The 20661-nt window shown below is 33.8% G+C and carries 12 protein-coding genes and 1 other annotated feature; of the genes, 4 read left to right on the forward strand and 8 right to left on the reverse strand.

Features of this window, described 5'->3' with window-relative positions; all coding sequences use genetic code 11:
* Positions 1–21: 21 nt before the first annotated feature.
* The 4 genes from ACZLO7_RS12765 (at position 22) to ACZLO7_RS12780 (ending at position 5039) form a co-directional block, all read left to right on the forward strand.
* Positions 22–1395, forward strand: a complete 1374-nt coding sequence (locus tag ACZLO7_RS12765; RefSeq protein ID WP_464937659.1) for an MATE family efflux transporter — start codon at positions 22–24, stop codon at positions 1393–1395.
* Between the two features lie 322 nt (positions 1396–1717).
* The gene (locus ACZLO7_RS12770) at positions 1718–2110 is read left to right on the forward strand and encodes a DUF485 domain-containing protein (protein WP_464937658.1); all 393 of its coding nucleotides are present in this window, start codon (positions 1718–1720) and stop codon (positions 2108–2110) included.
* Positions 2111–2115: 5 nt separating this feature from the next.
* A complete protein-coding gene (locus ACZLO7_RS12775) occupies positions 2116–3639 on the forward strand; it encodes a solute symporter family protein (protein ID WP_464937719.1) in 1524 nt (507 codons plus the stop codon).
* A 584-nt stretch (positions 3640–4223) separates the two neighbouring features.
* Positions 4224–5039: a carbonic anhydrase gene (locus ACZLO7_RS12780; protein ID WP_464937657.1), complete on the forward strand. Its 816-nt coding sequence runs from the start codon at positions 4224–4226 to the stop codon at positions 5037–5039.
* A 102-nt stretch (positions 5040–5141) separates the two neighbouring features.
* On the opposite strand, the gene trpA is transcribed toward ACZLO7_RS12780, so the two are convergent.
* From trpA to ACZLO7_RS12820, 8 genes are all read right to left on the reverse strand, one after another.
* The gene (gene trpA, locus ACZLO7_RS12785; RefSeq protein ID WP_464937718.1) at positions 5142–5912 is read right to left on the reverse strand and encodes a tryptophan synthase subunit alpha; all 771 of its coding nucleotides are present in this window, start codon (positions 5910–5912) and stop codon (positions 5142–5144) included.
* Entirely contained in the window at positions 5908–7116 is a 1209-nt protein-coding gene (gene trpB / locus ACZLO7_RS12790; protein WP_464937656.1) for a tryptophan synthase subunit beta, read from the reverse strand. Before trpB ends, trpA begins: the two co-directional genes overlap by 5 nt.
* The gene (locus tag ACZLO7_RS12795; RefSeq protein ID WP_464937655.1) at positions 7116–7733 is read right to left on the reverse strand and encodes a phosphoribosylanthranilate isomerase; all 618 of its coding nucleotides are present in this window, start codon (positions 7731–7733) and stop codon (positions 7116–7118) included. The genes trpB and ACZLO7_RS12795 overlap by 1 nt, the downstream gene beginning before the upstream one ends.
* A complete protein-coding gene (gene trpC, locus ACZLO7_RS12800) occupies positions 7730–8518 on the reverse strand; it encodes an indole-3-glycerol phosphate synthase TrpC (protein ID WP_464937654.1) in 789 nt (262 codons plus the stop codon). The genes ACZLO7_RS12795 and trpC overlap by 4 nt, the downstream gene beginning before the upstream one ends.
* Positions 8515–9546, reverse strand: coding sequence for an anthranilate phosphoribosyltransferase (gene trpD / locus ACZLO7_RS12805; protein ID WP_464937653.1), 1032 nt, complete (start codon positions 9544–9546; stop codon positions 8515–8517). Before trpD ends, trpC begins: the two co-directional genes overlap by 4 nt.
* Positions 9547–9644: 98 nt before the next feature.
* Positions 9645–10877 (reverse strand): chorismate-binding protein, encoded by a 1233-nt coding sequence (locus tag ACZLO7_RS12810; RefSeq protein ID WP_464937652.1) that lies wholly within the window; start codon positions 10875–10877, stop codon positions 9645–9647.
* A gap of 76 nt (positions 10878–10953) precedes the next feature.
* Positions 10954–11198 (reverse strand) — a binding site (T-box leader).
* Positions 11199–11441: 243 nt separating this feature from the next.
* Positions 11442–12527 carry a helix-turn-helix transcriptional regulator gene (locus tag ACZLO7_RS12815; protein ID WP_464937651.1) on the reverse strand — a complete coding sequence of 362 codons (1086 nt, stop codon included), beginning with the start codon at positions 12525–12527 and terminating at the stop codon, positions 11442–11444.
* Positions 12528–12919: 392 nt separating this feature from the next.
* Entirely contained in the window at positions 12920–20524 is a 7605-nt protein-coding gene (locus ACZLO7_RS12820) for a non-ribosomal peptide synthetase (protein WP_464937650.1), read from the reverse strand.
* Between the last annotated feature and the right edge of the window lie 137 nt (positions 20525–20661).

Consider the following 20661-nt stretch of genomic DNA (forward strand, 5'->3'; position numbering starts at 1 on the left):
CGGTATTAAGGAGTATTTTTAATGTCAGAGTCAACTATTAAGTTACAAAATAATTCGGTGCCAAAGGTTTTTGCATCTTATTTATTCCCTTCTCTTTTAGGGATGCTTTTAATGTCTATCAATATTTTAGTGGATGGCATATTTGTTAGTAATGGGATTGGTCCTAAAGCGTTAGCGGGCGTTAACATTGCCGTACCTATTTTCTCGATTCTCTTGTCGATTTCTTTATGGATCGGGATGGGAGGAGCTACACTTTATTCCATCTCAATTGGTCAAGGAAATTTAGCTAAAGCACGTTCTATTTTTACACAGGCATTTGTGTTAGCTATAACTATTGTGGGTATTTTAGTTATTTTTAGTCTTTGGAAACAACAAGAAATCGCATATTTATTTGGTGCTAGTGATGAAATCCTCCCTTATGTAGAAGATTATTTACATGTCATTTTACTATTTGGAATCGTCTATGTATTGGAGAATATTCTAAGTATTTTTATCCGTAATGATGGAAATCCTAAATTAGCTATGATTGGTTTAATTACCACTTCAGTATTAAACATTGTTTTTAACTATATTTTCATCTTCATGATGGATATGGGTGTAGCTGGAGCAGCTTATGCAACTGTTTTATCAACAGTAGTTGGTGTAATTGTATTACTGTATCATTTTGTTCGTAAAGAAAGTGTACTTCGATTTGTTAAATTCTCAGTTGATTATAAATCGATGGGAGAAATACTGAAAATCGGTTCTCCAAGTTTTGTTGTTGAAGGTTCCGCAGCAATTATTGTCGTGGCGTATAACATTACATTCAGTCATTTTGTTGGAGAAATCGGTGTAACAGCTTACGCAATAGTAAATTACTTACATGTTGTTTTCTTAATGGTTTTCCTTGGAATAGGTGCTGCCCTACAACCAATCGTAAGTTTTCATTTTGGCGCCAAACTATATAGTCGTTTACAATCATTTTTAAAACTAGGTTTAAAGGTAGGCATTGGCTTTGGCGTAGCAATTTTACTTATTGGGTGGTTTTTCGCTGATCCAATGATTGCTTTATTCGGTGTGAAGGATCCAGAAGTAATGGCAGTTACAATAGAAGGGATTTCCTATTTCTTCATCGGCTACTTATTTTTAAGTTTCAACTTAATCATGGCTGAATATTATCAATCGATTAAGCGAATCCGATTATCTATGTTTATCATAATGGCGAGAAGTTTAGTATTGTTCTTACCTTTACTTTGGATTCTGCCTAACTATTTTGGCTCTCAATATATTTGGTTGGCTTTTCCTATAGCTGAAGGTCTAACAATAATCGCTCTAATAATTGTAAAAAAACTTTTTCATAATATATTGCCAGAAAAAGCAACGGAAAACGCAAGCGAAAAGCCTCTTATTTCATGATTAAATATATTCAATTACTCGTTTAAACGTATATTTTCTAACTCATCATTACGATTGAACTATCATGTGTTCTATTATGATAACTTTGCGTTATTATCTATAAAAAATTTATATTTTTTCAGTAAATATCCTGATTTCCTCATCTTAATCCGATGTTGAAATTAGGATATTTTTGATTTATACAGAAAAAAATCAACACAATATAGAATTTTTTTAATTTTTTCATAGAAAAAGATTGCTATTTTCGTCATATTTGAATATGATTATCTCAAGGGTTTTGGTAATCACTGCTAGCTCTTACTTTTACAAAGGGGGAAAATCAATGGGTCACAAAATTGAAAGCGTTCTCGAAGGTGTAAAAAATTCAGATTCTTCTGAAAAATCTTCTGAAAAACGTAACAAAGAGATTACTTCAGATGCTTATGTAGCAATTGCTGGTAGTCAAGAATTTAAGACATTGGTGAAAAAGAAGAATTCATTTATCGTTCCGGTCTCAATCTTTTTCTTACTATTCTACTTCACTCTACCAGTCTTAACTTCTTTCACAACTGTGTTAAATGTTAAAGTAGTTGGAGAAATCACATTGGTATGGGTTTTTGCTTTAGCACAATTTATAATGACATGGATTTTATGTATGACTTATGTTAGTAAATCAAACAAATTTGACAAAGAAGCAGATTCGATTATTGAGAAAGTAAAGGATGGTGATTACTAATGGGTATGAGTATAATCGGTATTTGTTTCTTCGTAGCAATCGTAGGTTTAACACTATTCGTTACATACCTTGCTTCGAAGCAAACAAACTCAGCTAGTGAATTCTATACAGCGGGTGGCGGTTTGACTGGCTGGCAAAATGGTATCGCAATCGCTGGTGACTACTTATCAGCAGCATCATTCTTAGGTATCGCGGGTGCAATTGCCCTATTCGGATTTGACGGTTTCTTCTATAGTATTGGTTACTTAGTAGCTTACTTAGTTGTTTTATATATCGTAGCTGAGCCATTACGAAATCTTGGTCGCTATACTTTAGCGGATATGATTACTGCTCGCTTTGATCAAAAGAAAGTACGTGGAACTGCTGCTGTAAGTACAATTGTAATTGTATTATTCTACATGATTGCACAGCTTGTTGGTGCAGGCGGACTTATTCAATTATTATTAGGTATTGATTATTGGGTTGCTGTTCTTCTAGTTGGTGTTATGATGACAATTTACGTTCTTTGGGGCGGGATGGCTGCAACAAGTTGGGTTCAAATCATTAAAGCCGTTCTATTAATGATTGGTACAGTTATTATTTCAGTTATGGTTTTATGGAAATTCGACTTCAATATTATTGAAATGTTCAACACAATGAAAACAGCAACTCCACATGGAGAAGGTTACTTAGTTGCAGGTGCAAAATATTCTAATGGCGTAGATACTATGTCTATGATGATTGCCCTAGTTCTTGGTACTGCTGGTTTACCACATATCTTAATGCGCTTCTTTACTGTAAAAGATGCAAAAACAGCACGTAGTTCAGTTGTTTATGCAACTTGGATTGTTGGTATTTTCTACATCTTAACAATTCTCCTAGGCTTCGGTGCTGCGGCATTCGTTGGTTCTGAGAAAATTATCGGTGCTAACGCTGCTGGTAACATGGCTGCACCACTTCTAGCTCAAGCACTTGGTGGCGACATGTTAATGTCATTCATCTGTGCGGTTGCATTCGCAACAATCTTAGCGGTAGTAGCAGGTCTTGTATTATCTGGAGCATCTGCTTTCGCTCATGATATTTATGGACAAATTATCAAAAAAGGTAAAGTAACAGAAAAAGAGCAAATGAAAGCAGCTCGTCTTGCTTCTATCGGCGTATCTGTATTCTCTATTATTTTAGCTTTAGGTGCACAAACAATGAACGTAGCGTTCTTAGTATCTTTAGCATTCTGTATCGCAGCAAGTGCGAACTTACCTGTTATCATTTACACAATCTACTACAAAAAATTCAATACAACTGGTGCAATGGCCGCAATGATTACGGGTCTAGTTACTGCTCTAGTACTTGTAGTAGTAAGTCCTAACCTTTGGAATCCAGAAGGTACTGCTATCTTCACTGGTACTGCTCTATTCCCATTAACGAACCCAGCTATTATTTCTGTTCCAGCTGGTTTCCTAGCAGGTTGGATTGGTTCAGTAGTTGGTGCTAAATCTGACGCTCGTAAATATGCTGAAGTTACAGTTAAAGCAAACACTGGCTTAAAATAATCTATCTTTCAACTTACAACTTACAAAAAACTGTTTACTAGCTTGCTAGTAGCAGTTTTTTTGTTGTTACACGACTACACTCATACTTGCTTCACTCTTTCACATTATGAAAAGCTAATTCGAAAAATATCTATGTTATTCATTTCAACACGGGCACTTATGTTATTTGTACGAATCGTATCGTACTTAACGTGGATTCAATACCAATCCGCTAATAATGTTGTTTTAGAATCAGTTAATCATATTAACAACCGTACATTAGCTATTTTCCCTTTTCGCATTTTTGGAATGGTTAGTTTAGAAAACACTTCCATTATGACTGGAATTTAAATCTTGCACCTGATGGTATGGGTCCAATTAGAATAATCACACATGAAGTTGGTGCGGATGTATCTACTTTTTGACGCTTATACTAAAACGATTTAAAAACAAATAACTTCTTAGTTGATAACTTTTCCACTGTTTTAAAATTTTTTTCTAATTTTATCAAACAATTAATTAATAACTACACTTTATGGTTACCTTATTTGTAAGAAGCAACTTTCGTTAAAATAACAGCTTCTGCAAAAAAGGAGTGAAATTTCATGGAAATAAAGAAAATTATCGGCATATTCGTAGCATCTGCTTGTCTTTCGATAGCTGCATATGGTTCTCTAACCCATGCACCAGAAAAAACGCTCGAAAAAAAAGTGACAACATCAGCAAAGCCCATTGAATGGTCTTATGAAGGAGATACTGGTCCTAATAACTGGGCAAATTTAGACCCATCATTTTCAATGTGCGGTAAAGGAACTGAGCAATCCCCTATCAACATTGACCTAGAAGATGTAGTTTTGGACAAAACCTTAGGAGATATCAAATTTAACTACCAGCCTACCAAATTTACGCTTATGAATGATGGACACAATATACAAGCAAATGATGCTTCCGGGAAAAACTCAATAGTAATTAACGGTGTTAAATACACATTTTTAAGAATGCATTTCCATAATCCGAGTGAGCACCAAATTAATGGACACAATTTTGCTATGGAAGCGCACCTTGTTCATGAAAATAATAAAGGAGAGAAGGCCGTTCTCGGTATCCTCATCAATCCAGGTAAAGAAAACAAGTTATTGACTGATTTTTGGTCAAAATTACCATCAAAAGTTACAGAAGCAGACATTCCCTTAGACAACGCCATAGACCTTACTAACTTTTTACCTACTGATAAGAAAGTATATCGATACAGTGGTTCTTTAACTACGCCACCTTGTTCAGAAGGTATTATATGGTCTGTTATGGAACAACCCATTGAAATGTCGGAGGCACAAATTGACGCTTTTAGTTCTATAATTTCAAATAACAATAGACCAGTTCAACCTCTTAATAATAGAAAAGTATTTAAAATGCAGGAATAAGATAAACCTATTAAATTTACTTTTGTTCCTGAAACAACTTAATAATTCATGAACGTAAAAAACCACTTACATCTCTCTATATGAAGTAAGTGGTTTTTCATATTATACAGGCTGTTTATTTAACAGCTCTGTTATTTGTTCTCTATGACCCTCATGGAAAGCTTTAACAATGGCACTACCAACAATGACACCATCTGCCATAGAACCTATTTCTTTCACTTGCTGTGCATTTGAAATACCAAACCCTGCAAGTACAGGTACTTGGCTCACTTTTTTTAAGTTCGTTAAATGTTTTTCAAGCTGTTCCGTAAATCCTTGTCTCACCCCAGTGATACCATTAACAGTGACAGCGTAGATAAATCCTTCAGCAGCATTGGCAATTTTTTCGATACGCTGTTGCGGACTTGTTAATGAAACTAGTTGAACAAGCGCGACATCTGTACCTTTTAATTCATTTGAAATTATAGTAGATTCTTCTAACGGTAAATCTGGAATGATTAGACCACTAATGCCGCTTTGCTCACATGCTTTGATAAAATCTTGAATGCCATATGAAATTATTGGGTTTAAGTAAGTCATGACCACTAGTGGTATGTGAACTTCTTCTTTAAATTTTGCAACTGTTTGTAATATATTACGAAGGTTAGCACCGGCATCTAATGCACGAAGACCGGCATCTTGAATGACAGGTCCATCAGCTACAGGATCTGTGAACGGAATACCAAGCTCAATCGCAGTAACACCACTGTCTTGCAAAAATAAAATCTGTTCGCGAAGGGAATCAAGACCTCCATCTCCTGCCATAATGTATGCAACAAAGGCTTTTTCACCTTGTGCTACTTTTGACTCCAACACTTTTTGTAATGTTTTAATTACCATTATTATTCCCTCCCAATGCATCTCGAACAGTTTGTACGTCTTTATCTCCACGACCTGATAAACAGATGACTATAATCTCATCTCTGCTCATTTCTTTTGCAAGATTGGCTGCATAGTAAATAGCATGGGAACTTTCAAGAGCTGGAATAATTCCTTCTAATCGGGATAATAATTGCAAACCCTCTAGTGCTTCTTGATCTGTCACAGCTTCGTACTTTACTCTACCTATATCATGTAAATGACAATGCTCAGGTCCTACTGCTGGATAATCTAAACCTGCAGAAATAGAATGCGCTTCTTGGATAAAACCATTATCATCTTGTAGAACATACATATACGCCCCGTGTAATACGCCTTCTTTTTTATCTGCAATTGCTGCTGCATGTAAGCCTGTTTCAAGACCACTTCCTGCCGCCTCTACTCCGTAAAGTTTTACTTCTTCATCTTCGACAAATGGATGGAACATACCGATTGCGTTACTGCCCCCACCTATACAAGTGACGATAGCATCTGGTAATCGACTTTCTTTTTCATATATTTGTATACGCGTTTCAAGACCAATAATACGTTGGAAATCACGAACAATTTGTGGGAATGGATGCGGCCCAAGAGCTGAACCTAAGATGTAATGGGTATCTTCTACATTTGCAACCCAGTAACGAAGAGCTTCATTCACTGCATCTTTTAATGTACCAGCCCCTTGCTCTACAGAAACTACTTTTGCACCAAGTAGTTCCATACGGAAAACGTTTAACTCTTGTCGTCTGACATCTTCTTTCCCCATAAAAATGATACATTCTAAATCAAATAGGGCACATACGGTTGCGGTTGCAACACCATGTTGACCGGCACCTGTTTCAGCAACAATTTTCTTTTTCCCCATACGCATAGCAAGTAGCGCTTGACCTAATGCATTATTAATTTTATGAGCACCTGTATGGTTAAGGTCTTCACGTTTTAAATAGATTTTTGCACCGCCAAGTTTCTTAGTTAAGCGTTCAGCATAATAGAGTGGATTTTCACGTCCTACATAGTCTTTTAAGTAGTAATTTAATTCTTCATAAAAAGTTAGATCTTGTTGCGCTTCCTTATAGGCATCCTCTAATTCTATTAATGCAGTCATTAATGTTTCGGGAACATATTGACCACCAAATTTACCATAACGACCTGCTTGTTTCTGATCAGTTACTTTTTCCATTAAGATCTCTCCTCATCTTTAACAGCTTGTATAAACGCTTTGATTAATTCATTACTTTTACGTCCATCTTTTTCTACACCACTTGAGACATCTACCATATATGGCTTAACACGATTTATGGCTTCTTCAACATTTGTAGGATTAAGACCTCCTGCTAATATCAGTCTATTTTCTGAAATGCCATGTCCTTGTAGTAGTTGCCAATCAAATGGTACCCCACTCCCCCCCTGAAAATCAGTTCCTGGAGCATCGAATAATAAATAGTCACTTGTATAAGTAGAGCCATTTTCTACATCTTCAATAGATTTAACTGCTAATGCCTTTATAGAAGGAAACTGACATGTTGTGATATATTCTGGTGTTTCATGTCCGTGAAACTGTACATAGTCAAGTGGTACCATTTCTACAACTCGTTCTAACTCTTCAAAAGTTGGATCTACAAAAACTCCGATTTTCAGCACACCTTCAGGAACAAAATAGGCTAGCTCACGAGCCTTTTCGATTGAAATTTGACGTTTACTCGGTGCAAACACAAAGCCAATGGCATCAGCTCCCGCAGCAACTGCTGTCTTAACATGCCCGGTCTCTTGCAAACCACAAATTTTTACTTTAGTCATTGTATCTTCACACCTTTCTTCACTTTGAAAGAGGCTAATGTTTGAGCGACATCACCACTTTGCATTAACGTTTCCCCGACTAAAATAGCACTCGCACCATGATTTGCTACAATGTCTGCATCCTGTGATGTTTGCATGCCACTTTCACTTATCAATACTCGTTTTTCATGAAAAGGGAAAATGTCTGCAATCTCAGTAGTTCGTGCTAAATCTACTTCAAATGTTTTTAAATCACGATTATTGACACCTATTAATTTGGCATCTAGCTTAAGTGCTTGTTGAAGCTCATCTATATTATGTACTTCAACAAGAATTTCTAATTTCTGCCTTTTGGCATATTTATAAAGAGTCTGTAATTGTCCTTCCTCCAATGCCGCCACGATTAGTAAGATAACAGAAGCACCTGAAGCTTTTGCTTGATCAATTTGTACTTCATGAATGATAAAGTCTTTACATAATAGAGGAAGTCCAACAGCTTTAGATACTTCTTTTAAATCTTCAAATGAGCCTTTAAAAAAAGAAGAGTCAGTTAAAACAGATATACAAGCTGCACCAGCTTGCTCATATATAATTGCTTGCTCTACTGGATTGGCACCTTCATTTATTACCCCTTTTGATGGAGAAGCACGTTTCATCTCAGCAATTACTTGTAATCGTTTATTTTGATAAAGAGTATCAAAAAGAGAAGGTCTATTTGTTGGTACTTTAATTTTTTTAGGAGGGTTTTGTAATAATATTTGTACCTCACGCTCTTTCTCTTTTATTATCCGATCTAAAATCGTCATTTTATAACCTCCTGTTTTTTTCGAGCTTCACTAAAGGCAACAACAGCATTTAACTTCTCGAGAGCTTTCCCTGATAAAATGGTGTCTATGGCCAGATCTACTCCTTCTTTAATCCGATTCACTAATCCATATGCAAACAGGCCGATAGCTACATTGAATACAACCGTATCAAAATAAGCATCTCTTTTACCACCTAGTAAGTTGCGCATAATAACCGCATTTTCATCCGCATTACCGCCACGAATGGATTCAAGAGGTGCTGATTTTAAACCTATATCTTCAGGTGTTAATGAAAATGGGATTAAATCTTCATGATCTACTAATACAAATTCATTTTGGCCAGCAAGTGATGCTTCGTCCATCCCCCCAGCCCCAGATACAACAATTCCGCGCTTTCGACCAAGCATCTTCATAACAGCTGCATATTCCATTGTGAATTCAGGTCTATTAATTCCCGTAAATTGTGTATCTAGCGTAATTGGATTTGTTAAAGGACCAACTAAGTTAAAGATTGTTGGCTTGCCAATTTGTCGTCTCACTTGACCGATACGTTTTAGTTGCGGATGAACATTTGGTGCATATATGAAAGCTATTCCATGTGTGTTTAATAGCTCAACCGTTTCATCTATTGTTAAATTCGTAAGAATACCTAGTGCTTCAAGGACATCTGAACTTCCTGCAGCACTGGAGATTTTTCGATTACCATGTTTTGCAATTTTAGCCCCAGCTCCAGCCATTACAAATGCTGCAGCTGTACTTATGTTGAAACTGTTTACACCATCTCCACCTGTTCCGCAATTATCCATATATCGTGCAGTAGGAGCAGGTACCTCTAATGCAAAAGATTTCATAACGATCGCAAGTGCGGCTACTTCATGGGCAGTCTCGCCTTTATTCGCTAATGCGATCAAAAATGTCTCAATTTCATGTAATGGTGTTTCTTCATGAAACATCAGCTTTGATGCTTCACGCATTTCTTCAAATAATAGATGCTGATTATTTTCTACTTTTGAAATATATTGTTTCATCGTACACACTCCTCATTTAACTTCATTCGTATAGGAAAGATATAATAATTTCGCCTTTGCTTCTGTTTCTTCGAATTCCTTCAAAGGAATCGAATCCTTTACGATCCTTGCACAGCAAAATCAAGATTTCCGTTAAACCCGATATAGCCAATTGCCCCATCATATGTACTTCGATGGGTTGTTTCAATTTCATCAATAAAAGCCATTGCCATGTGTTTTTGTTTACCAGTTACTGTCCATGTTGGAAAAGTCTTTGTAAGTGCATCTAATGGATGAAGTACTGGTGATAATTCCCCTTCGATATTCGACATAAGATGTATGACATGTTCAAATCGAACAACTTCCATATAATTTTTAACACGTACTGTAGCTGGTGTGCATACGAGGTTTAATTCTTGCTTAGCTTTTTCAAGTAGCATATTGTGCTCTGCTATTTCTGTTGAATCATTCTGTAACTTTTTTGCTTGTTCTTCATCTTCATCAATTGTTTGCCCACGATGAATAGTTCCAGCAATTGGATTTACTTTAACGACTTGATTCTTTACGCTTACGACACTTTCTGGTGAAATGCCGATTACAATATGTTGATCAAACTCCATATAGTACATATAAGGAGAAGGGTTTTGTTTACGCAATTTTCGGTAAATTGAAAATGGATTTCCTGTAAAATCGGTTAATAGTCTTCGAGAAAGAACTACTTTCTCTACCTCACCATTTTGAATATGTTGCAACGCCTGTTGGACCTGACCCTCAAATTTTTCTCTTGTCACATTGCTTTTAAAATTACTTAAAATAAAGTTTTTATCGTCTGTTGTAATTTCCACTGCAATTGCTTCTAAATCTGGTTTCTCTTGTTCCGCGTTCACAGCTGTATGCATAATGGTAACGACATCTTCCATGTGATCGAAGATGATTATCGTTTCATAGATTTGAAAGTTTATATCTGGTAGGTTCAATTCATCTTCTAAAATAGAATTAGCATTTGCTGCAGCATATCCGATATATCCAACAGCTCCACCAGTAAAAGGAAAGGAAGATTGCTCTGTAATTCTTGGCATTAATCGTTTTAATAGTGTTAATAAATCGCCCGTATATTCGTAACGTTTACCCGTTGTAAATTGCTGTTCAACTAATTGTTGGCCACTACCACTATAGGATTTTAATGGATTCGATCCAATAAACGAATAGCGTCCTGACTCTTCAATTTTTGCCGATCTCTCCAGCAAAAATTTGCGCTTTCCTTTCAATCGATTGAATATTAATATTGGTGTTAATCTATCGCCTGCTAATTTCTTCACTGTCGTTCTATAGCTCAATCTCTCTCTGCTCATATCTTTTTCTCCCTTCTACTCAGCTCACTATAAAAATTTCGCATAAAAAAAGTCCTCTCAAAAGGAAAATTCCTTTCAAGAGGACGATATTCACCGCGTTGCCACCTCAAGTTGAAGCATTATTAAATACTTCCACTTAGCGTATCAAAAAGATACTACCCATAACGTAGGTAAGACGTCTATTAATAGTTAGAAGTATAGACACTTCTGTTCTTAATAGCTCTCATAAGTCCATTCATATAGGGAATAGATCAGTTTTCACCATCCACTGACTCTCTACACTAAAACACCTATACTACTACTCTTACTCTTCAATTTCTCTGCTATACTCAACTCAACTGTTCTCTAGGTGGTCTCGCTCCCGAAACCTGCTACCTATCCCGAACAAAATTGTTATTATTCATATTAAACTTTGATATCTGAGTTGTCAAATGTTATATCAAACAATAAATCAAATATTAATTGTGTGATTTTTATTAGACTATGAAATTCTTTTTTGCTGTTGTTCTGCCTTATAAAATCTGAGCGGTTCAACGTATTATTAAAAAGATCAAAAATAAAACTCTATGCTTCTTTTATTGCTTTAATTATTTTTATATATTGCACATCTCCTAGGCCATATTGTGGAAACAAACGAAATAAGTTTTTCAGTAATTCTCCCTGGGACTTATACAGATGTTTTTTTATGTAAGTAGTTATTTCATTGTCATCTTTTAAATACTCTAAATACAGGTTAATTCCCTGATACATGACAGGCATTACTTGAGCCTTGGGAAGTTGATGTTGGATCAATACTTGTTGATATATTTCTTTAAAACCCTTTGGAGTCACTTCTATTTCTTCTACATCATAGGTCTTTTCATTAACCATATTGAAGAATACTTTTCCTTTGTACTCTACTTGTTCCAAATACGCCAACACTGTTAGTAAATTCATCTGACAGAACATATCCTCACCAAACCATAAAACAATGCATTTATATTGTTTTTCAAATAGTGGTTTTAAAGAGTTTATGGTTATATTCACATAATCTATTAAAGACACTTCATGTCCCTCAGCCCTTAGCTTATTAAATTCATCGCTGAATATGGTAAAACATGCATCATTTGAACACATGGCTTCATTAAAAGGAACATAATCACTTTTCCCCATTAACTGTTGTGTTTGAAATTCTTCATACATAATCTGTCCATTTAAAACATTCAAAATATCTGTGTCAAATTGTTCATTCATTTTGTTCTGCAAAGTTTCAATCTTTAACTTCTGTGAAATATCCATCATAAAACACTCCTTAATACCATCTATATTTAGTTTCACATATGATTGCAGTGGTTGAGGTTTTTTTCTAAAGGCATTTGGACTAATACCAAATGTATTTTTAAAAGCTCTCGAAAAAGCCTCCTGAGATGAAAATCCATATTTTAATGCAATATCAATTGTTCTATAATCTGTGTTTTCAATTTCAATGCTAGCAAGATATATCTTTCTAAGTGCTCTATATCTTTTAATACTGATTCCGGCTATTTGATGAAACTTAAATGAACAGTAATATGGTGAATAGCCCATACTATTTCCTAAGTTTTTTAATGAAAAATCATCAAATAAATGATCTTCAATCCAATCTATCATTTCTTGCATCAAATTATTCAACCTCCATCCATGCATTTATTATAATTGAAAGGGAAAATGATGTTTTGATATAAGTTGTGGTTGCTTATTATTAATTCTAAATTGAATGGTTGCGAATGCCTAAATCTCGTTGACACGCCGTTCCACAATTGAACAGAGCTTGACCGATGCAGAACTACATAGATTATCGATCCGCTTGATTTCGGGGGCTGAAGTCTGTTCAAATGTAGATCTATCTCACAGTCACTTCCCTAAATATAGAAAAATAACCCTTCATCTAACCAAAAGGGGACAGATGAAGGGCGATTTTCTTTGTTTCCTATCCAATTTTCAAATTTATTCATAAAATTCAATTGGAGATCCATACATTCACTAGGTTTATCCACCGGCTGAAAGAAATAATATTATAATAACTATAGCATTATAGGTTCTCTTGCTTTCGGAAGGAAGTCTATATCCATAGCATAATTTAATATTAAATCTATATATTCTTGAGTAGGTTCTAAACAATGTACATTTACATTATTTAAATACCTTTGCGTATATTCACAAGATGGAATAGACACTGACTTCTCTTCTACTGATTCAAGCAAAGGCATTATCAATTCTAATGCTTTCTGGTCTTGTATAGTCAAATTCGCTTTAAAGAATTTATCCATATACTCTTGTTCATTCATTAGCAATATATCATAGCCGACACATTTTAGATTATTAATAAATTGCTCCCAATCGAGTTGAACTGGATTACAAATATGCATGGTTTGACCGATGGTATTTTCTATATAAGATAATTCAGTTATAGCTAAGCTACAATAATCCACAGGAGTTAAGTCTATATACGTTTGAATTTTGGGAGCTGCTTTTGACAAGCATATCCCTTTCAATAACCGATAAAACGCATTTTCATTTATATTATATTGAAATTTCCCTGTACGAGAGTGTCCTACTAGATTTCCAACTCGATAAATAGTAGCACGCACTCCTGTCTTTATTGCATTCCGAACCAGTTTTTCCGCCTGAAACTTACTTTCAAGATACACATTATCTAAAACTTGTCCTCGCTCAAAGTCTGATTCAGAAAATAGAAATTTATTTGGATCACTTTCAGTGTGACCAGCCACACTTAAAGTAGATACATAGTGAAAACGTGCGTCTGTACTTTTGGCTAAGTCTAATAGATATTTTGTGGACTGAACATTTACTTTTTGAAAATGTTCACGTTCTCCATAGTGTCTAACATCTCCACCACAATGAATAATAGAATCTACTGTATACTTTAGGTACTTCCTGCTTTGTGAATTGAGACCAAGATCTATCAAAGATAAATCTCCTTCTAAAAATTCAACTCTCCCTTTCATCTTTTGAAGAATCTCAATACCAAAGTAAAATGCCATTTTCTCTTTTAATTTTGCATCAAGCACTTGATCCTTATCTTTTCGTACCAAACAGTAAACAACCGTTGAGGGCAAATTTAATAACCTTTCTAAAATATGAGCTCCTAAATATCCAGTTGCCCCTGTAAGAAGTACGGTCTTTGGATGATTTACTTCATCTATCTGAAATTCTTCTAAGTTAGATTTATTATATACATTGGTATCTCTTATTTCATTCTCATCACATGGGGTATTATATTCTTTTTCATCCTTTATTGGTAAGTTATTCATACCTTCAATATGATGGGCTAATTTTTCTAGTGTTCTATACTTAAAGAAATCTTGAATTTTCAGGTTGGGATATAGTGGTTTTAGTTTTACTAAGACCGGCATAATTTTTAAAGAATGTCCACCCAAATCAAAGAAATCATCCTGAAGACTTATAGATTTGATGTTTAACACTTCAGACCATACTTGTGCAATATTTTTTTGCGTTGTGGTTTGAGGATGAATTATAGAACTATTTTTATTTTCACCCTCAAAATCCATTTTTGGTAGTTCCTTGAAATCAATTTTCCCATTTGCAGTGATTGGTATTTCTAACAAATGAAAATACTTTTTAGGCAACATATATTCAGGTAATAAATCCGATAAATATAAAGATAATCGATTGCTTTCTATCTCTTTACCGTCCACTGTTTTATAATACGCTTGCAATAACATTCCGTCTTTTGTTGGTGTTACAACGGCTTGTTTTATCCCCTGAAATTGTAACATTGCATCTTCTATTTCTCCTAATTCAATTCGATGCCCTCTTATTTTAACTTGTTTATCTCGTCTCCCCATAAATTCTACATTTCCATTTGGTAACCATTTCGCTAAATCCCCAGTTCGATATAGTCTCCTGTTAGTATCCAATGCAAATGGATTTGATATAAACGCATGTTTTGTTTTTTCTTCCTGCTTCCAATACCCTTTCGCTAGTCCAATACTATCAATATATAATTCACCTAGAACACCGATTGGACAAGGTTGCATATGCGAATTTAATATATAAATTTTTGTATTAGAAATAGGTACTCCAATCGAAACATTCTTAGAGTAGTCACTCATACTTTTAGGCACCTGATAATACATCGCAGAAACAGTAGATTCTGTAGGACCGTATTCATTTACGATTTGCACCTGATCTTGAAAAGTATTCTGCCAGCCTCTAATAGCACTTGCTGATGCAGCTTCCCCTCCCATAATCAAAACCCTTAAAGACTGTATCTTTTTACGATCTAACTTAGTTAGTGATATAGACAATTCATTAAAAAACACCGTTGGTACATCAGATATAGTGGCTTTAATCTCTTGAACAACCTTAGTGTACGCAGCAGTTGAATAACGCTGTTCATCACTTAATAGGTACAATTGTGCTCCATTTAGTAAAGTAGAGAAAATCTCTGATACCGAAGAGTCAAAACTATGTGAATAGAATTGAGTCACTTTATCTAGTTCAGAAATATGAAACGTTTCTTTTCTCCATTCAACTAAATTTAAAACCCCTTTATGGGTTAACAATGTACCTTTCGGCTTTCCTGTTGATCCTGAAGTATAGATGACATAAGCTACATCATCTGGTTCATTTATAACTTCAATATCATGCTCTGCAGTAGCGCTATATATATCTTCAACTATAGAAACCTTTCGATCACCTAAATTCAAATGATTTCTATATGCATGTTTTGTAATAATCCTACAAGCTTCACTATCACTTACTATATATTCAATTCGGTCTTTAGGATATTTTACATCTATTGGTATATAAGCCCCACCAGCTTTTAATATTCCAATCATCGCAATAATACTATCAATACTTCTATCTAAACATATTGCGACTTTATCTCCTCTTTTGATTCCTTGCTCTAACAGATGCTTAGCTACTTGATTGGAGCGCACATTTAACTGTTTATATGTCATGGATTCACTATTAGTTCCTATTGCTATTTGATTTGGATGTAGATTTACTTGCTTATAAAACTGCTCCTGAATGTTTTTAAAATGTGGATATGATTTTTCTGTAAGATTTACCTTAGTAAATAAAGCTTCTTCTTTTTCTGATAAAAACGTCAAATTTTCATATGGCACCTCACGTTGTTTAATAAATGCTTGGAGGATGTTTGAAAAATTTTGAGTAAATCTTATAATTGTTTCTTTCTTAAAAAGATCAGTATCATACTCAAATGATACGTCCATGTCATCTATACAGTCTTCGACAGACACAGAAAGATCAAATTTACTAATCGCTTGGTTCATAGGTAATAATTCAAGGCTATATTGATCATTACTTTGCAATATTTCCTTCTGATAACTAAACATAGTAGAAAAAACTGGATTATTGCTAAAACCTCTATCTGGATTTATTGCCTCAATTACTTTATCAAATGGATAAGATTGATTTTGAAAAGCGTTTAAACATTTTTCTTTAACCACTTGTAATAAATGCTGTAAATTTTTTATATCATGAAATTGAGTTCTTATTGCTAAAGTATTCACAAAAAATCCTTGTATTTGTTCAAACGCCTCATGATTTCTTCCTGCAACCGGTGTACCTACTATTATATCTTTTTGATCAGTTAAGTAATGTAACAGCTGGATATAAGAAGCAAGAAATAACATATATATTGAAACATTCTCTTGTTCACATACTCTTTTTAAAGATTCCTTTATTTCATTATTTAATTTTATTCGGTAAACATCTCCATTGTTTGTTTTTTCATTCGGACGATTAAAATCTAACGGAAGATTTAACATAGGGAGGGGTGTTTTCAATTCAGAAATCCAATAGGACTTCTCTTTATCCCAATGCCCTGTATTTAACTGATTCTGTTCCCACTCAGCATAGTCAATATAGCGATTTGGAATTACAGATAATTTTGGAGTTTCTCTCTTACTAAAAGCTTGATACACTTTCATTAATTCATCTAATAAATACTTCACACTCCATTCATCTGTAATAATATGATGTAAATTTATATATAAATATGAACTCTCCGGATCAATATTAAACACTTGAATACGAAATAATGGCCCTTTTTCCAAATCAAATGGCGTATTATCAATTCCTTTTATTTTTCTATTTATATATACTTTTTGTTCTTGTTGGGTAATGTGCTGGATATTTTCATAATGAAAATCAGTAGACATCGATTTTAATATTCTTTGCTTTGGCTCCCCATCCTTTTCAATGAAAACAGTTCGTAGCATCTCATGTCTTTGAACTAGAAAATCTAAAGTATCTTGCAAAATATTTTTCTGTAAGCTTGGCTTTATACATATGTGTAGTGGTGTATCGTACACTCTATTTATAGAACTTAATTTATTCAAAAACCATAGTCGTTTCTGAGCATTCGAAAGCTTATAATATTGTTTAGCTTTTGTCTTTAAGACTTTTACATCATAACTACTATTTCCATCCTTTTTCTTCTTTAACGTATCAATGTAAGCGGAAAATCTAGAAATTGTTCTGTACTTAAAGATATCTTTAATTTCTAATTTTAATTGAAATGTTTTTTGGATTTGATTTAGCACTTGTACAGCAATTAATGAATGCCCACCCAGTCCAAAAAAGTCATCCTCTCTACTAATTGTATGTTTTTCTAGTTTTAAAATATTTGACCAAATTTCCACTAATTTTTTCTCAGTAATACTTGTAGGAGGTACATAATGATTAGCTTTTTTTTCGAATAAGTATGGGATTTGTAGCTCTAATTGCTTTCTATCAATTTTTCCGCTTGGTGATAATGGGAACTCTTCAAGCTGAAATAAATAATTTGGCACCATAAAATCAGGTAATTGTTTATGCAGGAATGCTTTTAATTCTTTCTCTTTTATAACTGTATTGCCCTCTGATAAATAAAAAGTAACAATTTCATCGTTTTTATTTTTATAAATAAGGGCTACAGCATCTTTTATTTCTGAATGTTTTAATAACGCTTCTTCGATTTCATCGAGTTCAATTCGATATCCCCGTAATTTCACTTGGTTGTCTTTTCTTCCCCAAAACTCTAGATTTCCATCAGGCAACAGGCGTACCAAATCGCCTGTACGATAAATTCTTTTATTAGAATTTACAAATAAATCAGTAGAAATAAACGCTGCTGTCGTTTTTTTATCTTGGTTTATATACTCTCTAGCAACGCCCTCTCCTCCAATGTATAATTCTCCAATTACATTTGGTGGACATAAAGTATTAGATGGACTGACAACATACACTTCACTATTATTAATTGGTTTCCCAATAGGAATATTAGATTGTTCTTCTACTATCTCCTGTTTAACTTCATGAAGTGTCGTACATACAGTTGATTCTGTAGGTCCATAGGCATTAATTATTGGAATATCTAATCCCGTTTTTCTTTGCCACTTACGAACTACTTCCGCAGGCAGTGTTTCTCCTCCTACAAAAATATGTTTTAAAGAACTCAATTCAACTAACATTTCATTCGGCATATTAGCTAATAGTTTAAAAAACACCGTCGGTAAAAGACAATACTTTATATCATTTATTTTAATTACATTTATAAACTCTTCAGCAGAACGCTTTTGAGTTTCAGAAATGATATGTGTTCTCCCTCCAAACAACAGAATGGGGAATATCTCCATTATAGATGCATCAAAAATAATAGATGCAAATTGTAAAAACACATCATTTTTTGTGAATGAAAATCTATTTTTTAATGAATATGATAAATTGATTACCCCTTTATGTGGTATTACTACGCCTTTTGGTAAACCTGTTGAACCAGAAGTATAAATAATATAAGCAGCATCTTCTATTGTGTGTTGCTGCTTAATAAGTTCCGAAGAACCGGAATAACTAAATTCATCAAGACAGAGAGTATGAATTTTAAAATTCGATATTAAGTCTCGATATTGTATTCTAGTAATAATAATTCGACACTCACTATCCTGTAACATGTAATGTATTCTAGCTTCGGGAAAATTCGGATCGATTGGAACATATACTCCACCTGATTTTAATACACCAATGATAGACACAATTGTGTCTATTTCTCTTTCCATAATAATACCAACGCGCTGTCCTTTTTTAATATTATTTTGATGCAAATAATTAGCAATTTTATTAGAGCGCTGTTGTAACTCATTATAGGTAATATGTTTATCTCCCATTGATATTGCTATTTGATTTGGTGACTCAAGAGCTTGAATATCAATTAATTGGTCTAGTGTTTTAGATTTAGGATATTTCTGGGCGTTTGAATTCATGATACTATACAAATTATGGTCCTTTTCTAAAAGTAAATCCAATGAATGGATAGGCTCATTCACATGTAGAATAAGTTTTTGTAGTAAATGTTCAAATCTTTCAATTAAATTATATATAGTTTCAGATTTATATAAATCTGAATTAAAGTCAACTTCAATTTTATATTCGTCATTTTCTGCATATCTAATAATTCTCCACACCATATCGAAGACATTCACTCTTTTACTGTCCGTTAATACCTTTACTTCGACATTAGGCAAACTCATTTCGGGTAGTTTTACCATATTAAAGACTGTTGAATATAAAAAGTTTTGATTTATATTTCGATTTGAATATAGACTTTCTACTAATTGAGAGATAGGATAGTTTTGATACTTAATAGCTTCATTAACACGTTCATTCACCTTGCTAAGTATCCCCTCAAAGGTATCCTCTTCTGAAATCGATAAAAGTATTGGTAATGTATTAACAAAATAACCAAAATTATCTCCTTCTTTAGATCTTGGTCTCGTATTAATGGGTACACCAACAATCATTTCTTTTGCGTTTGTCATTTGATGAAGTAAACTAAAATAAGCACTTAGCATGACTCGATATATACTTACTTTATTTTTTTCAGCAAAAGATTTTATTTGAAGATATATGTTTGGCTCTATGCTTTTACTTATACAATCTCCAGAATATTTTCTTTCATTGTTTCTATTAAAATCAGAAGCGAATTCCGAATACGGTAATTCATGTTGTAAGGATTGTTTCCAATACAAGTCTCCATCTTTATATAGGGTACTATGGATGTATTTATTTTCATATTCGATAAGACTTTTATATGATGCTTCTTGGTCGATGCTTATTTTTTCAGAGACTAGCTCTGAGTAGTTTTCAGAAAGCTGCCGAATCAATATCCCTAAGCTCCATCCATCATAAATAATATGATGAATAACCATATGTAAAATATATTCATTTTGATTTAATTTAGCGATCTGGAATCTAAATAAAGGTCCCTTTTCCAAATTAAACTTTTTATATAAAATCGCTTCCATATATTCTTTTAAAACCGTTTCTTTCTCCTCCTCCTTAAGATTTGTTAAATCCTGTATAGGGATATCAAACTCTATATTCTTTTTAATTAGTTGTTTTATCTTTGAATCCTTTTTTATAAATACGGCACGTAATGCTGGATTAGATTGAATCACTTTACTAAAGGATTCTTTTAAAATTTCTATTTTAAGATCTCCTTTTAACTTCATTACAATAGGTTCATTGTAGATGCCTTCCCTTAAATCCATTTGATGTGCTAACCATAATGATCTTTGACCCACAGTTAAATCAAGTTCATCTACTATTTCATAATGTGCTTTTATCTCTTTCATATAAATTCCTCCTTTTAACTTTACACACACATCCATAATTAGATAATATTTACATTCTAACTATATATGTAAACCGAATGCTTTGTAAATATATAAATTCCCCATCTAAATTCTGTATTTTTCATTTATTGTATAAT

This window comes from Viridibacillus sp. d25.2 (assembly GCF_055456015.2).

Bases quoted from the DNA above. Each gene is read 5' to 3' on its own strand.
- ACZLO7_RS12765 (WP_464937659.1), top strand. From the start codon at position 22: ATGTCAGAGTCAACTATTAAGTTACAAAATAATTCGGTGCCAAAGGTT.
- ACZLO7_RS12770 (WP_464937658.1), top strand. From the start codon at position 1,718: ATGGGTCACAAAATTGAAAGCGTTCTCGAAGGTGTAAAAAATTCAGAT.
- ACZLO7_RS12775 (WP_464937719.1), top strand. From the start codon at position 2,116: ATGAGTATAATCGGTATTTGTTTCTTCGTAGCAATCGTAGGTTTAACA.
- ACZLO7_RS12780 (WP_464937657.1), top strand. From the start codon at position 4,224: ATGGAAATAAAGAAAATTATCGGCATATTCGTAGCATCTGCTTGTCTT.
- trpB (WP_464937656.1), bottom strand. From the start codon at position 7,116: ATGGAAAAAGTAACTGATCAGAAACAAGCAGGTCGTTATGGTAAATTT.
- ACZLO7_RS12795 (WP_464937655.1), bottom strand. From the start codon at position 7,733: ATGACTAAAGTAAAAATTTGTGGTTTGCAAGAGACCGGGCATGTTAAG.
- trpC (WP_464937654.1), bottom strand. From the start codon at position 8,518: ATGACGATTTTAGATCGGATAATAAAAGAGAAAGAGCGTGAGGTACAA.
- trpD (WP_464937653.1), bottom strand. From the start codon at position 9,546: ATGAAACAATATATTTCAAAAGTAGAAAATAATCAGCATCTATTATTT.
- ACZLO7_RS12810 (WP_464937652.1), bottom strand. From the start codon at position 10,877: ATGAGCAGAGAGAGATTGAGCTATAGAACGACAGTGAAGAAATTAGCA.
- ACZLO7_RS12820 (WP_464937650.1), bottom strand. From the start codon at position 20,524: ATGAAAGAGATAAAAGCACATTATGAAATAGTAGATGAACTTGATTTA.